Source organism: Hymenobacter terrigena (assembly GCF_054776515.1).
Window position 1 is genome coordinate 439,910 of the sequence record NZ_BAAHBU010000004.1, and the last position, 14,786, is coordinate 454,695.

Genomic DNA, 14,786 nt, shown 5'->3' on the forward strand with positions numbered 1-14,786 from the left:
GCTGATTTTCAGGTTTCTCTCGTTTGGGTGGCAGCTTTGCCCGCCGGCTGGCGGTAGCAGAGCTGCCGCTTTGCGTCATTCCAGAATGAAGAATGAGGAATGAAAAATGGGGAATTGACGCCAGTGCCGGCGCCTCTTCATTTTTCATTCCTCGTTCTTCATTCCTCATTTTTTCTGTATGGGGTTTGCAATTTTCCTGCTGCTGCTCACAGTGTTGGGTGCGGGCGCGGCGGCAGCCTGGGTGCCGGTGGCGCGCGGCGGGCAGTGGCTAAAGCCGCTGCTGGCCTTCAGCGGGGCGTATTTGTTCACGCTTACCGTCACGCACATTTTGCCCGAGGCATTGCAACTACTGCCCGAACACCCGACGCGGGTGGGCTACTGGGTGCTGGCGGGCTTCTTTGGACAGTTGCTGCTGGAAGTGCTGTCGCAAGGGGTGGAGCACGGGCATGTGCACCACGAAGCCGCGCACAGCCCGCAGGGAGGCGTGGGCCGGGTGCCGTTCTTGCTGCTGGCAGCACTGGTAGTGCATTCGTTTCTGGAGGGCAGCATTCTGGTGCACAGCCCGGAAGTGGGGCAAGTGAGCCAGAATTTCTACGCCATCGTGGTGGGCGTGGCGCTGCACCACATGCCGGCAGCCTTTGCGCTGGCTACGCTGTTGCGACTGCGATTGGGCAGCTTCCGGCGGGTGTGGCCGGGCCTGCTGATTTTCGCGCTGGCTTCGCCCGTGGGCATCATTATCAGCAACTACGTAGTGTTGTCGCAGCTGCTGAGCAGCGGCTGGTATGCGGCGCTGCTGGGGCTGGTAGCGGGCAATTTCCTCCACGTTTCGACCACCATTCTGTTTGAAACCAGCCCCGAACATCGGCTCAATTGGCCCAAGCTGGTCGCTACGCTGGCGGGACTAATGCTGGCGCTGGCCGTGGCGTGAAGGAGGGTTGGGTAACTGTCATCCTGAACGCAGTGCAGGACCTTATCACCCAAAATCCTCCACTTTCCCGCCGCCCAGCAGGAAGTTCTCCAGCTGCCGCGCCCGGGCCGTTTCGCGGGCCAGGCTGGCTTGCAGGCGCACCAGCCGCTGGCGCATGGCCAGAATGATGTCGAGCGCCTCCGGGGCCAGGCCCAGCTCGTGATGCAGGCGGGCGAGGCGCGGCAGGTCATCGGGCTCGTCCACGATGACGGTTTCGGGTGTGGGCGCGGCGCGGAGCAGGCCGGCTTGCAGGAAGTCGCGCAGGTCGGCCGGGCCCAGGCCGTAGCGTACCGAGCATTCCTGAAAAGTGAGGGTGATGAAGGTCGTTTCCATGCTGAACAAGACGATGGGTTAGGCTTCGGCGGGTCGCAGGGCGGCCAGCTGCCGAATCAGTTCTTTTTCTTGGTCGGTGAGGTGCTGAGGCAATGTCAGATTCAGGCGCAGGTAGAGGTCGCCGAACTGGCCCTCCTTTTTATACACCGGGAAGCCTTTGCCGCGCAGGCGCAGGCGGGTGCCGTTGGCCGTTTCGGGCTTGAGCTTGATTTTGACGGGGCCGCTGAGGGTTTCCACGGTTTGCTCGCCGCCCAGCAGGGCCTTGTAGATGCTTACGGGTACGTCCTGGGTTAGGTCGTCGCCGGTGCGGGCGTAGCGGGCATCGGGCCGGATGCGGAAGGTGATGAGCAACGCGCCGTTGGGGCCGCCGTTGCGACCAGGACCGCCCTGGTCGCGCAGGCGGATGGTCTGGCCGTCGGCTACGCCCGGCGCGATGTTCAGGCGCAGGTTTTTGCCATTCACCGTGATGGTGCGCGGGCCGCCGTGGTAGGCTTCCTCCAGGCTCAATTCCAGCTCGGCCTGGTAGTCGGGGCCGGCCCCGGGGCGGGTGCCGCCGGCCCGCCGCCCGCCGCCCATGTTGCCGAAGAGCGAGCCGAAAAAATCCGAGAAGTCTTCGCCCTCGCCAAACGGGTTGCCGCCGCCCCCGCCGCCTTGGGTGTACTGGCTCCAGTCGAAGCCGCCGCCGGGCTGGCCGCCGCGGCCCGCGCCGCCACCGGGCTGCTGCTGGTAGCGCTGCCAGTCGGCCCCGAACTGGTCGTACTTCTTCCGCTTGTCGGGGTCGCTGAGGACTTCGTTGGCCTCGTTTATTTCCTTGAATTTCTGTTCCGCGCCCTTGTCGTTGGGGTTCACGTCGGGGTGGTGCTGGCGGGCCAGCTTGCGGTACGCCTTCTTGATTTGCTCGGGCGTGGCGTTTTTATCCACTCCCAGCGCTTTGTAATAGTCTTTGTAATCCACGGGATGAGGGAAATGCGATGAAGTTATTCGGGGGCAGGAGCGGCTGGTCAGCCGACATTTGCGGTCGTCCCGCAAATTCAGCATTAATGGCCAATTTCTGATGCCGACAATTTTGCGGGGTGCATTACGCTGCTGGCCGTCCGTTTTCGTATTTAGGGATGCAGAGGCATGGAAAAACGTTAAGAACTGGTTTCCGGCATCAAAATTGGATACCCTCCTGAACGCAAGCGGTGCGAGAATGTTGACTTTTCGCCCCTGTTAATCGGAAATCCTATTTTGCACTCCTCTACAACATAACACAACCGTCATATTCTGAAAAAGGCTTATATTTGCCTACTGGAAGCATTTATCGTTACGCTTTTCCTTATTCTGTTTTTAATTTTTCCATGAAAATCAAGAATTCCCTCCTCGGTGCTTTTGCGTTGGCTTTACTGAATATTGCCGTGGTACAAGCCCAGACGGCGCGCCCGGGCCGGGTGCAGCCCAAGCCCCGTGCCGCGGCAGCGGCCACCGAGGGAATTAAGGACGGCATCTCGATGCAAAAGGGCCGGGTGGTGCTCACCGAGCTCGGCATCAGCAACCCGCTCACGGCCGATAAAAAGCTGATTAATGGTACCGTCATCACCCCGGCCGGCGCGGTAACGACGCCCGATGGCACCACCACCCAGATTGCCGAGGGCGACTACGTGTCGCTCACCGGCCGCGTGACCAGCCGCAAGGCCATTGCCGATGCCGACAGCATTGCCAAGGTGATGGCCTTCGACGCCAAATACCCCGGCAAGCGCAAGAAAATGGAAGAAGCCGCCGCCAAAAAAGCCAAAGAGAAGGCCAAGCGCGACGAAGAAAAGGCCAAAGCCAAAGCCAAGGCCGAAAAGAAAAAGAAGAAGTAGTCAGCCCCTCATTCCCAGGGCACCAGCGCCGCCAAGCCTCCGGGTTTGGCGGCGCTTGGCGTTTGGGGGCAGCGCGGGCCTATCTTTCGGAGCCACACGCCGTATTCCCGCCCATGCTTTTTTATACTGTGATGAAACCGCTGGTGCAGGTTGCGCTGCGGGTCTTTTTCCGCCGCATCGAGGTGCGCCACGCCGAGCGCCTGCACCTGCCCGGGCCGCTGCTGCTGGCCGGCAACCACCCCAACACCCTCATGGACCCGTTGCTGGCGGCCGTGAACCGCCGCCAGCCCATCGCCTTCCTGGCCAAAAGCACGTTTTTTGTCAACCCCATCCTGCGCGCCATCATGGAGTCGGGCAACTCCATCCCCATCTACCGGGCGCAGGACGCGGGCCAGGGCGGCCCCGTTACGCCCGCGCAACGGGCGGCGCAGAATGAAGCTACGTTCGGCCGCTGCTACGACTACCTGGGCCGGGGTGGCACCATCATGATATTCCCGGAGGGCACCAGCGTGAGCGAGCGCCGCCTACGGCCCCTCAAAACCGGTGCGGCGCGCATTGCGCTGGGGGCCGAGGCCCGGCACCATTTCAAACTGGGCCTGAAGGTGGTGCCGGTGGCGACCAATTATTTCGACCCCAGCAAATTTCGCTCGGATGTTCTGCTGAACGTGGCCCCGCCCATTCGCGTGGCCGACTACGCCGCCGCCTACGCCCAGGACCCCGACGAGGCCGCCGACCAGCTCACCGAGGCCATTCGGGTGGCGCTGGAGCGGCGGCTGGTCATCACCCGCGACGCGGCCGAGGACGCCTTCGTGCAGCAGATTGAGCGCGTGTTCGGCAGCCACCTCAACCCCGACGACGACCCCGATACGCTCTACGACAACTTCCAGCTCAGCCGCACGCTGCTCCAGGCCCTGCCCTGGGCCGAGCAGCACTTTCCCGAGCGCCTCACCGCCGCCCGTGCCCAGTTTGAGGCCTACCTGGCCGACCTGCGCCGCCACGGCCTCACCGACGAGGCGCTCGACAGCCAGCGGCGCGGCTCCGTGGTGGGCCTGCTCAACCTGGTATTTGGCGTACCGGTGTGGCTGTATGGGGTAATCAACAACTATTTGCCCTACATCCTGCCCTCGGCCGTGGCCAAGCGGGCCACCAAAGACGTGGAGTTTGTGGCCCCCATCATGCTGGTGATGGGCATGATTACCTTCCCGCTGGCGTATGCGCTGCAAGCGGCCGCCGTGCAGCACTACCTCACCCATGACTGGCGCCTGACGGCGCTCTACGTGCTCAGCCTGCCCCTTACCGGCTTCTATGCCCTGAGTTATTGGAGCACCCTTTCGGCGCGGCTGCGGCGGCTGCGGGCAGCGCGGCTGTTCCGGCGCACGCCGGCCGTGGGCCAGGCCCTGCTGAAGCAACGCGCTACGTTGCTAACCGAGTTGGAGGATGCCCGAATGGCCTATTTAACCGCGAAATCAGCGAATTGAGTTAAGCCCGCATCAGCGCGCCGGCCAGCAGCGCCACGGCGATAATGACCACGCTCGGCACCTTTTCCCAGAGCAGCAGCAGGAAAGTAAGGCCCACCAGCAGCGGGTTCAGGGGCAGCGAATTGATGGGGCCGAGGTGGAAGGGCAGCTCCAGCAGGCGGTAGGGCAGCGGGTGGTAGAGCAGGAACGTGGCCGCGCACACCAGCCCGGCGCTCACGGCGTTGATGCCCTCCAGCGAGGCCTGCACCACCCGATACTGCCGCAGCCGGTCCCAGAAGCGAATCACGAAAAATATCAGGAACGTGCCCGGCAGAAAGATGCCCGCCACCCCTACCAGCGCCCCCAGCACCTGCAAGCTGGTGCCACCCGCCGGCCGCATGGCCAGCGCTCCGATGTAAGCCGCGATGGAAAAATTGGGCCCCGGCATGGCCTGCACCAGCCCCAGCCCCGACAGAAATTCCGGCCCCGTGAGGTAATGCTTGAACTCCACGAACTCGGCATACAGCAGCGGGGCCAGCACCTGCCCGCCCCCAAATACCAGCGAACCGTTGCGATAGAAATTCTCGAACAGCCGCACCGGCAGCCAACGCGTGTAGTGCCCCACTACGGCCGCCCCTACCAGGATGCCAAACCACAGCACGAAATTGGCCCATTCCACGCGCAGGGGCTTTTTTTCCTGCACGATGGCGTGCTTGCGGTAGCGCACCGTGGTCACGGCCCCGCCGGCCAGCAGCAGCAACGGCAGCATCCAGGGCAGCTGGAAAAAGTAGGCCAGCATGGCGGCGGCCACCATCAGGGCCACGGCCGTTTTGGTATGAATAACCTTCTCCGCAATCTTGTAGGCCGAGAACGCCACGAAGCCCACCGCCACCGGCTGCACAAACTGCACCAGCGCCGTGACGCGGGCTGGGTCGAGGTGGCTGAGGGTGAGGCCGGCGAGTGTCATGAGCGTCACGGCCGGCGCCATCCAGACCAGCAGCGTGAGGTAGGCCAGGTTGGGCCCGCCCAGCCGGAAACCAATCACCGTGATGGTTTGCGTGGAAGTGGGGCCCGGCAGCAGCGCGCACAGCGCCTGCAACTCCAGCAGCTCGGCCGCGCTGATGTAGCGGCGTTTCTCCACCAGCAGCCGAAAGAACATGGCCAGGTGCGCCTGCGGCCCACCAAAGGCCGTGAGGGCCAGCACGGCCACATCCTTCAAAAAAATAATGCCCCGCACCCGCCGCGTGCGCTTGCCCGAGCGCCGCGGGGGCGGCGTGAGGGAAACGGGGGCGGCGGGGTGCGGGGCAGAGCTATTCATTGTCATTCCGAGCGATGCGAGGAAGCTGGATTAACCACAGCGGGCTTCTGGGCTCAGATTCCTCGCTGCGTTCGGAATGACAAATTACTTCTTCTTCAAACCCAGCTCAATCAGGCGCTCGTTCAGGAACTCGCCGGCCGTGATGTCGGCCTCCTTCTTGGGGTTGTCGGGCGTCACGCAGTGCTCCAGGGCGGCCAGGCTCATTTCGGAGCGCGGGTGCATGAAGAACGGGATGCTGTAGCGCGAGGTGTTCATTTTTTCGCGGGGCGGGTTCACCACGCGGTGAATAGTGGACTTCAGCACGCCATTGGTGAGGCGCTGGAGCATGTCGCCCACGTTCACCACAATCTGGTCGGGCAGCGCCGTGATGGGAATCCACTTGCCGTCGCGGCGCTTCACCTGCAGGCCGTCGGCGCTGGCGCCCATCAGCAGAGTGATGAGGTTGATGTCGCCGTGTTCGGCGGCGCGCACGGCATCGGCGGGCACCGCGTTCGGGTCTTCGATGGGGAAGTAGTGAATGGGGCGCAGGATGCTGTTGCCGTTTTTCACCTTGTCGTCGAAGTAGTTTTCGGGCAGGTGCAGGTACAGGGCAATGGCGCGCAGCACGTCCTTACCGGCCGACTCCAGGGTGCGGTAGGTGGTCAGGGCCGTGTTTTTGAATGTGCTGAGCTCCTCGGGCCAGATATTGTCGGGGTACTCGCTCTTGATGGGGTCCTCGCCTTCCACTTCCTGGCCCACGTGGTAAAACTCCTTCAGGTCGCCGGTGTTGCGGCCCTTGGCGTGCTCCTTGCCTTTGCTGATGTAGCCGCGCTGGCCGGCCAGCTCGGGCTTCTCGTAGCGCTGCTTGGCTTCGTCGGGCAGTTGGAAGAAGGCCTGCACGTCGGCGTACAGCTGTTTGGTCTGCTCGTCGTTGAGGCCGTGGTTTTTCAGGGCCACAAAGCCAATGTTTTGGTAGGCCTCGCCGAGCTGCTGCACGAAACGGGCCTTGCGCTCGGGGTCGCCGGAACGGAAGTCGGCGAGGTCGAGCGAGGGAATATGGTCAAGAAGTTGGTCTTGCATGATAAAATTGAGTTTACTTTGGGGCCGCGTAGGCCCGTTGGTGGGCAACGGCGCAAGTTAAGCAAAACCCGGCACCGGTCCTTCACCGTAAGCGACTTCGTTTATGGTCACTATCAAATAAACCACTACCTCTTTTTTTAACGTTCGATTCTATGAAACGCCCCCTTTGGCTGCTGTGCAGCACCACCGTTACGCTGGCACTGCTGGCTAGCTGCGAAACGAGCAAGCCCGCCACCGACGTAAGTGCCAATGCCGGCGGCAACAACCCCAGCGCCACCCGGGCCGGTGGCAGCGGCGAAAGCATGGAATCAAACGGTATCCGCCTCACGCCTTTCGGCGATTCGCCCAAATTCCCCGAAGCCCAGATGCAGCTGCGCACCCCCATTGCCGGGGCCACCGTGCCCAGCGGCGAGGTGATGTTTGACTACCAAATCAGCAACTTTCTGCTCACCAAAATGAGCGGCGGCCCCCACATGGCCGAAATGGCCAACTCGATGAAGGGCCAGCACATCCACAACATTGTAGACAACGAGCCCTACACGGCCCACTACGAAACCAAATTCAGCAAGCCCATTCCTGATGGCCAGCACGTGGTGCTCTCGTTCCTGTCGCGTTCCTACCACGAGAGCCTGAAGCACCGCGGCGCCTACGACCTGCGCATCATCAACGTGGGCAATACCCCGCCGCCGGCCACGCCCATCATCGACACCAAGGCTCCAAACCTGTTCTACAGCCGCCCGAAAGACACGTATTCGGGTGCCGATGCCAAGCGCATCATGCTGGATTTCTACCTGGTGAACACCACCTTGGAGCCCGGCGGAAACCGCGTCCGCGCCACCATCAACGGCACCGAGTTCATGCTCGACCGCTGGATGCCTTACCAGATGGAAGGCCTGCCCGCCGGCGAAAACACCGTGAAGCTGGAACTGGTAGATGCCAGCGGCAACATGATTCCCGGCCCGTACAACTCGGTAACGCGCAAGTTTACGGTAGCTCCCTAGTCTCGAAGGCATTATTTCTTCGTTACGATTTCATCTTCAAAAGTCTCCCGGCCCGGCCGGGAGACTTTTTTGGTTAAAGCCGTTTATTGTACCGGTTCTACCTTGCCTCCTATGTCCGTTGCCCCTGCCGATTCTGCCCCGCTGCTCACCCGCGAGCAGGTGCTGCGCGCCCTGCGCCAGATAGCGCGCGAAGGCCGCCTGCTGCCGCCCAGCACCGTATACGAGCTGGTGTATCGCGGCCGGCGCTACCCGCCCCGCGCCGTGGCCGAGCTGGCCTACCGCCTGGCCACCGCCAACCCGGCCGCCCACTGGCCCCGTCCCGCCGGCGCACCTACCAACGCCCTGCTCGAAAGCCTGGATTTTACCATCAGTACGAAGCGGCCAGTGCTCACGGCCGGCTCCGGCCCCGACGGCGAGGAAGTGGCCCACCAGCAAGCCGAGGACTTATACACCGGCTTGGCCAAAAATGCCGATGCCCCGCCCGCCCACGCGGCCGAGCCGAACGCAGCATATGCCGCGCCCGCCTACACCCGTACTGAGGCGCTGGCTGAGCTATTCGTCACCGAAGCCGAGCTGGATGCGGCCCTGGCGGGCCTGGCGCGCCGCCGCAATCTGCTATTGCAAGGCCCGCCCGGCACGGGCAAGACCTTCCTGGCGCGCCGCCTGGCCTGGCTCCTGCTGGGCGCGCAGGACGAAAGCCGCATTGAGCTGGTGCAGTTCCACCCCAGCTACGGCTACGAGGATTTTATGCTGGGCTTCCGGCCCGATGCCAAGGGCCGGTTCCATCTAGTGCCCGGCTTGCTGCCGCTGCTGTGCCAGCGCGCCACGACCGACCCCGGCCGGCCGTATTTTCTGCTGATTGACGAGGTAAATCGGGGTAACGTACCGCGCATTTTTGGTGAATTGTTACTGTTGCTCGAAGCCGACAAGCGCGGTCCCGCCCACGCCCTGCGCCTACCCTACGCTCCGCCTGATGCCCCCAAATTCTTCGTACCGGATAACCTCTACGTCATTGGCACGCTCAACCTGGCCGACCGCTCGCTCAGCCCGCTGGATTATGCCATGCGCCGCCGCTTTGCGTTCGTGGCGCTGGGGCCGCAGTTTGGTGCGCCGCTCCGGCAGCAACTGGCGGCCCGCCACGTGCCCGCCGAGATTATCGAGCGCCTCTGCACCCGCATGGCCGCCCTCAACCAAACCATTGCCGACGACCCCGAGCTGGGGCCGGACTTTGAAATTGGCCACAGCTACTTCTGTCAGCCCCCGGCCCGGCCGGAGCAGGCTTCGGAGTGGCTGCGCCTGATTTTCGAGCAGGAAATTGGCCCGCTACTGGCCGATTATTGGCGCGAGCAGCCCGCCACGGCTGCCGCGCAGCTCCGCAAGCTGCTGGCGTAACACAACCAGACTTTTAGTTAAGTCATGCCTCATTCCATCAAAATTCTTTCCGCAACGCTCGAAGTGCTGGCGGATTATTGGCGCGACCAAGCAATTCTCGCGGCTCCTGCTGAGCAGTGGAATGCTACAGTCATAGCGCGAGCAAACGGCGTGGCGCTACCTACCGATTTTGCTAGCCTATATCAATGCTCAAATGGTATGCGCGTTGACCTGATTGAGCGCCATATAGATACTGATGAGGAAGGGTTTTACTTTTTTTCGGTAGAAGAGTTGCGCACAGAACCGCGTGAATTGCTTATCGATTCGATGCTTGGAGTAAAGACTGTTTCAACCAGCGTAACGGCCTTTGTCGACTACATGCAATGGAGCTGGCAGTATGCGTTCATTCCCAACCCAACGGGTGATGGCTATCAGATTGGCATCATGCCAACCCACAACAGGTTCAAGGTCATCACTTCGTCACTGGCCACTTTTCTGAGCTTGTATATGGAAAATGCCCAAGTGCTCTACGATTACGGCGATTTATACGCTTACCCCAACCCAGACACCAGCGCTGCATAACGCTTCTACTTATTGCTCATCTGGCACTTGCAAAACAATAAGCTCATCGCATTTGCTTCCGATTCGTGATACCGATAGGCACGCTCTACTATTTCCTCTGCTACGCCTGGAACCGGCTGCCCGAGCCGGCCGTGCTGCTGGCCAGCGAGGCCACGCCCTTCGAGCAGCCGTTGGGGCTGCTGGCGCAGGTGCTGCTGCACGCCACCCGACGCCTGCTTAAAACCGGCCTGCCGCGCACCTTCGAGACGCAGCAAGCCGAGCTCACCAGCCTGCGCGGGCGCGTGGAGCTGGCCCCTACGCTGGGCCGGGGTTTGTTGAGCCAGGGCCGCGCCATCTGCACCTTCGATGAGTTGAGCACGGCTTCGCCCCTGCACCGCCTCATCGCCCAAACGCTGGGCGTGCTGGGGCGGGCAGCGGCTTTGCCCTCGGCCTTGCGCCGGGAGTTGCACCAAGTCGGCCAGCGGTTCCCGGCGGGGCTGAATGATGCCACATGGCCGCCCCCCACGGCCGCTACGTTTCGGGAGCTACGGCGGCAGCGGCCGGATAGCCAGGCCGCGTTCCTGGTGCATATCTGCGAGCTGGTGTGGCTGACGGCCCTGCCCGAACCTACCGCCACCGGCCGCAAGCGCTTCACCGATTTCCGGCGCGATGAGGTGCTGATGGCGCGCATCTTCGAGCAGTTCACCCGCAATTTTTTTCGCCGCGAGCAGCGCCGCTACCGCGTGTTTGCCGAAACTATTGCCTGGCAGGCCGAAGCCCCGATGCCCGCCGACCTCGCCCTGCTGCCCACCATGCTCACCGACACCACGCTGGAAGCGCCCGACCGCAAAATCATCCTCGACACCAAATACTACGCCGCCGCCCTGCGCCCGCGCTACGACCGGCAGCGCCTCATTGCCCCGCACCTCTACCAGCTCTACGCCTACCTCCAGAACCAGCGCCCCGCTCCTGGCCAGGCGCTAGAGGGCATTTTGCTCTACCCGGCCGCCACGCAAGACGTGGATGTGCGCTACACCCTGGGCGGCCATCCGGTGCGCGTCGTCACCCTCAACCTGCACCAGCCCTGGCCGGGCATCGCCGCCGATTTGCTGCGGCTGGTGGAATAATGCCCCGCGGGCATAAAAAAGCAGCCCGGACTTTCCAAATGGAAAATCCGGGCTGCCGGTGTCGAATGACGAAGATTTGCGCTGGCCCAGGGCCAGCAGCAAACTACTTCTTCTCTTCGGTCGTAGTCGTGGTGGTGGTAGCAGCAGGAGCAGCAGCCGAGTCAGCAGCGGGAGCAGCCGTAGCGGTGCTGTCGGTGCTGGTGGTGGTCGTCGTAGCTTCCGTGCCGGTAGCAGGAGTCTCAACCGTGGTGGTTTCTTCGGTCTTCTTTTCGCCGCACGAAGTCAGACCAGCGGTGAGAGCCAGGCCCAGGGCAGCAGCTTTAAACAGATTTTTCATCTTTGGGGGTAATTTTGAAAACGGGTTAACTTAAAAACGCCCTTTATCCCCGCTTTCCGGAAAGGTAACCCAGCCCGGAAAAAAATTATTTCGGCGGGTTACTTGTAGCCTTTGCCTGTATTAACCCCCAAAGTGAATGAGCAGGGGCAATCCAACTTCCTCTTCTTTGACTCCTACCGACGACGCGCTGATTGCCGCCATTCGCGGCGGCGATGAGCGGGCCCTGGCCCACCTCTACCGGCTGCACTGGCCCATGGTGTCGCACTTCGTGCTGCAAAACAGCGGCACCGAGGACGACGCCCAGGACGTGTACCAGGAAGGCGTGATGGTGTTTTATGAAAAAGTACGCGACGGCTCCCTCGAGCTCAGCTGCCAGATTAAAACCTACCTCTACGCCGTGTGCCGCCGCCTGTGGCTCAAGCGCCTGACCAGCAAAAGCCGCTTCGGCGTGCGCTTGCTCGACGACGAGGAGCATGGCCCGTACCTGAACACGGGAGCCGAGGAAGACCTGCTGGCCGCCGAGGAACAGGACCGCCGTTTCGCCACCATGAGCGAGGCCCTGAACCACCTGGGGGAGCCCTGTCGTTCGCTTTTGGAAGGCTTTTACCTGCTCGATAAGTCGATGCAGGACCTTACGGCAGAATTCGGCTACACCAACGCCGACAATGCCAAAAACCAGAAATACAAGTGCCTCGTGCGCCTGAAAAAATTATTCTTCGCCCATTATAAAGAAGAGCCTATCTGATATCGTTAGCCGTCGGCAGTAGTCGGCGGAACCTCCCATCCGCTTACCGCCGCCGGCCCCGGCCCACGGCATTTACCCATGATGACTGAAGCTGACTATTACGCCTTATTTGAAGCCTACTCGAACGGCGAGCTGGCCGGGCCCGCCCGTGCCAACCTCGAAGCGCGCCTCGCGGCCGACCCAGCCCTGACCCTGCGCTACGCCGACTTCACCGAGCTGACGGGCACGCTGCGCGCCTATGGGCAGCGCCAGCAGGCCCGGCAGCAGCTGCGCGGCATCCATGCCGCCATGCTGGCCGCCGATGCCCCCGAAGAAATTGCCCTGCCCGCCACCGGCCTTACCCATACCGTGCACCCGATGCTGCGCATTTCGCGCACCGAGCGCAAGCTGCGCGAGTTCTGGAGCGGCCACCGCGCCACCGTGGGCGTGGCTGCTTCGGTGGCCGTGATGGCCGTGTTTGCCACCCTGCTGGGGCTGGATTTGTGGAAGACTTCGCACCTGCCCGTTCCGGCCAGCTACCAGGCGCTTCGCCGCGAAGTAGAGCGAATTAAGAAAAGCCAGAAAGACCTGAAGCTGACGCTGAACACCCAGATAGGCAAGGAAACCATCGCGCCCATGCCTAGCAAGTTCAGCGGTACGGGCTTTGCCCTTACTTCGGAAGGCTATATCGTGACCAGCTTCCACGTTATTCAAGGGGCTGACTCTTTGCTGATTGAAGGCCGTAACCACCAGCGCTACCACGCTGAGCCGGTTTATTCCGATGTGAAGCACGACCTGGCCATTCTGCGCATCACCGATAAGCGCTTCACCGGTTTCGGTCGGTTGCCTTACGCCGTGAAATCGGGCCAGGCCGATTTGGGCGAGCGGGTGTTCACACTCGGCTACCCGCGCGAGGACGTGGTGTACGGCGAAGGCTCGCTGAGCGCCCGCTCGGGCTTCGAGGGCGATACCGCCTTCTACCAGGTGAGCATTCCGGTGAACCCCGGCAACTCGGGCGGCCCGCTATTGGACGAGCGCGGCAACCTGATTGGCGTGGTGAGCGGCCGGCAGAACGACGCGCAGAGTGCCGCCTTCGCCACCAAGTCGTCGTACCTCGTGCGCCTCGTAGATTCGCTGGCCGCCAAATCGGCGGCGACCTACCCTTACCACTTGCCCCGTTTTGGCCAATTGGCTGGCACCGGGCGGCCCCAGCAGCTCAAGAAGCTGCAGGACTATGTATTCGTAGTGAAGGTGTTTGAATAGGCTGCTATTCTGTTCCAACGCTGTGCAAAGGCCTGTTTCTTTATCGAAGCGGGCCTTTGTGTTGTAATGACTGCTCAGGCGTGGCGATTATTGTTCATAGAACATCAAAACAAGCCGGCTATTCTCGCGTTTGGCAAGGCTACTGCAGGCGTTTTTTCATAACCTTAGGTTCCGTAATGTAGTATTCAGGCTTAGATGAGCGGCGCTTGTCTTTCAATCTTTTTGTCTTTCTTAACCTCCGCATTCCGTGGCTCAAAACCAACAAACCCCGCCGACCAGCAACGACGTTGCGGGCTCCGCTATTTTCAAGAAGTTTCTGAATACTGCCGAAGGCTACATCAAGCAGCCCACGCGCATGAAGACGCTGCTGACCGATGCCTACAAGAAAGCCAGCGAGAAAAATGACGTGGGCACGCTGGCCCACGAAGCCTGGGAAACCCTCCAGACTATGTTCCGCCTCATCAAGGCGTCGATGTCGGGCGAGTATACGGGCGTGCCCGGCACCACGGTAGCGGCGGCCGTGGCCGTGCTTATTTACTTTCTGAGCCCAATTGACCTGATTCCGGACTTCATTCCGGTGTTGGGTTTGCTTGATGACGTGGCCCTGGTGGCTTGGTTCTCGACCACGCTGAAGGGCGAAATGGACAAGTTCCACGAGTGGGAGCTGACCCGCGCCAGCGAGGCCAAAACCAGCGCCACAGACGTAACCGCCACGGCCAGCGGCCTCACCCCAAAAACGGCGGCGCCTGCCGCCCAGCCCTCGCATTCTAACGCCCCTGCTGCGCAGGTGGCCGAAGAATCGGCGAAGCACGCCGGTACTACCACCCACCAAGCCCATTCATCTAACACTGATTCGGGCCTGGGCTCGCCCGAAAGCAGCAACCCGCGCCCGGTACACGAGGCCGGCCCCGATGTCCAGCCCACGGGCGCAACCAATGGCCCCACCGTTCGGACCTGGGAAGGCAGCCGCAACGCATCCGACCCCGGCACCTTGGATACCGGCGGCAACGTGCGCTAGACCAGACCACCGAAACCGATAAGCAAAAAGCCCCGGCAACTTAAGTTGCCGGGGCTTTTTGCTGGGCCATCCGTAAAAATCATTACGCGGCAGCGGCGTGGTCGCGCACGTAGCGAACGAAGTCGCCCACGGTGTAGAGCGGCACTTCGTCGGGGATGGTGATGCTGAAGTTGCGCTCCAGTTCCAGAATGATATCTACTACGTCGACGGTGTCGAAACGCAGGTCGCGGGCGAGGCTGGCGGTTTTGCGCACGCGGCTGGCCCGAATGGCCTTGCGCTTGCTGATAATGCGGAATACCTGCTGCTCGATAGTAGGCGTGTGGTGCGTGGAGCTAATGGTGGATACGTACATAATAGAGTTGCGGAAAAAGATGGTGAGGCAAGGGCTGGCGCTCTGTTTCAGTAG

Annotated in this window: 15 protein-coding genes and 1 pseudogene; 10 read left to right on the forward strand and 6 right to left on the reverse strand. The window is 62.0% G+C overall.

Translation table 11 applies throughout. The annotated features are described in order from the left end of the window. Positions 1-178 precede the first annotated feature (178 nt). Positions 179-928 carry a ZIP family metal transporter gene (locus tag ACYU7Q_RS18430; RefSeq protein WP_460610901.1) on the forward strand — a complete coding sequence of 250 codons (750 nt, stop codon included), beginning with the start codon at positions 179-181 and terminating at the stop codon, positions 926-928. Positions 929-973: 45 nt separating this feature from the next. On the opposite strand, the gene ACYU7Q_RS18435 is transcribed toward ACYU7Q_RS18430, so the two are convergent. After that, positions 974-1,300: a MerR family transcriptional regulator gene (locus tag ACYU7Q_RS18435; RefSeq protein ID WP_460610902.1), complete on the reverse strand. Its 327-nt coding sequence runs from the start codon at positions 1,298-1,300 to the stop codon at positions 974-976. Between the two features lie 18 nt (positions 1,301-1,318). Continuing rightward, positions 1,319-2,254, reverse strand: coding sequence for a J domain-containing protein (locus tag ACYU7Q_RS18440; RefSeq protein WP_460610903.1), 936 nt, complete (start codon positions 2,252-2,254; stop codon positions 1,319-1,321). Positions 2,255-2,640: 386 nt separating this feature from the next. Between ACYU7Q_RS18440 and ACYU7Q_RS18445 the strand changes: the two genes are divergently transcribed. Next, positions 2,641-3,144 carry a DUF6799 domain-containing protein gene (locus ACYU7Q_RS18445; RefSeq protein WP_460610904.1) on the forward strand — a complete coding sequence of 168 codons (504 nt, stop codon included), beginning with the start codon at positions 2,641-2,643 and terminating at the stop codon, positions 3,142-3,144. A gap of 113 nt (positions 3,145-3,257) precedes the next feature. After that, positions 3,258-4,622, forward strand: coding sequence for a lysophospholipid acyltransferase family protein (locus tag ACYU7Q_RS18450; RefSeq protein WP_460610905.1), 1,365 nt, complete (start codon positions 3,258-3,260; stop codon positions 4,620-4,622). 1 nt (position 4,623) lies between these two features. Here the strand turns inward: ACYU7Q_RS18450 and ACYU7Q_RS18455 are convergent, their stop codons facing one another. Both ACYU7Q_RS18455 and ACYU7Q_RS18460 read right to left on the reverse strand, forming a co-directional pair. Beyond that, entirely contained in the window at positions 4,624-5,919 is a 1,296-nt protein-coding gene (locus tag ACYU7Q_RS18455) for a chromate transporter (protein ID WP_460610907.1), read from the reverse strand. Positions 5,920-6,003: 84 nt separating this feature from the next. Next, the gene (locus ACYU7Q_RS18460) at positions 6,004-6,978 is read right to left on the reverse strand and encodes an isopenicillin N synthase family dioxygenase (RefSeq protein WP_460610908.1); all 975 of its coding nucleotides are present in this window, start codon (positions 6,976-6,978) and stop codon (positions 6,004-6,006) included. Positions 6,979-7,130: 152 nt separating this feature from the next. Here ACYU7Q_RS18460 and ACYU7Q_RS18465 point away from each other — a divergent pair, with 152 nt between their 5' ends. The 4 genes from ACYU7Q_RS18465 (at position 7,131) to ACYU7Q_RS18480 (ending at position 11,038) form a co-directional block, all read left to right on the forward strand. Beyond that, a complete protein-coding gene (locus ACYU7Q_RS18465) occupies positions 7,131-7,979 on the forward strand; it encodes a hypothetical protein (RefSeq protein WP_460610909.1) in 849 nt (282 codons plus the stop codon). 111 nt (positions 7,980-8,090) lie between these two features. Continuing rightward, positions 8,091-9,371: a 5-methylcytosine-specific restriction endonuclease subunit McrB gene (locus ACYU7Q_RS18470; RefSeq protein ID WP_460610910.1), complete on the forward strand. Its 1,281-nt coding sequence runs from the start codon at positions 8,091-8,093 to the stop codon at positions 9,369-9,371. Positions 9,372-9,395: 24 nt separating this feature from the next. Then, positions 9,396-9,932, forward strand: coding sequence for a hypothetical protein (locus ACYU7Q_RS18475; RefSeq protein WP_460610911.1), 537 nt, complete (start codon positions 9,396-9,398; stop codon positions 9,930-9,932). A gap of 65 nt (positions 9,933-9,997) precedes the next feature. Further along, positions 9,998-11,038 carry an McrC family protein gene (locus ACYU7Q_RS18480; protein ID WP_460610913.1) on the forward strand — a complete coding sequence of 347 codons (1,041 nt, stop codon included), beginning with the start codon at positions 9,998-10,000 and terminating at the stop codon, positions 11,036-11,038. Between the two features lie 103 nt (positions 11,039-11,141). On the opposite strand, the gene ACYU7Q_RS18485 is transcribed toward ACYU7Q_RS18480, so the two are convergent. Then, positions 11,142-11,375, reverse strand: a complete 234-nt coding sequence (locus ACYU7Q_RS18485; RefSeq protein ID WP_460610915.1) for a hypothetical protein — start codon at positions 11,373-11,375, stop codon at positions 11,142-11,144. Positions 11,376-11,511: 136 nt separating this feature from the next. Between ACYU7Q_RS18485 and ACYU7Q_RS18490 the strand changes: the two genes are divergently transcribed. The 3 genes and pseudogenes from ACYU7Q_RS18490 to ACYU7Q_RS18500 all read left to right on the forward strand — a co-directional run. Beyond that, positions 11,512-12,120 (forward strand): RNA polymerase sigma factor, encoded by a 609-nt coding sequence (locus ACYU7Q_RS18490; protein ID WP_198069360.1) that lies wholly within the window; start codon positions 11,512-11,514, stop codon positions 12,118-12,120. Positions 12,121-12,198: 78 nt separating this feature from the next. Further along, on the forward strand, positions 12,199-13,362 hold the full coding sequence (locus ACYU7Q_RS18495) for a trypsin-like peptidase domain-containing protein (RefSeq protein ID WP_460610916.1): 1,164 nt from the start codon (positions 12,199-12,201) through the stop codon (positions 13,360-13,362). A gap of 448 nt (positions 13,363-13,810) precedes the next feature. After that, positions 13,811-13,972 (forward strand): annotated as a pseudogene (locus ACYU7Q_RS18500) (YkvA family protein); the annotation flags it as partial. A gap of 490 nt (positions 13,973-14,462) precedes the next feature. Here ACYU7Q_RS18500 and ACYU7Q_RS18505 read toward each other — a convergent pair. Further along, the gene (locus tag ACYU7Q_RS18505; protein WP_460610917.1) at positions 14,463-14,732 is read right to left on the reverse strand and encodes an acyl carrier protein; all 270 of its coding nucleotides are present in this window, start codon (positions 14,730-14,732) and stop codon (positions 14,463-14,465) included. Positions 14,733-14,786 lie beyond the last annotated feature (54 nt).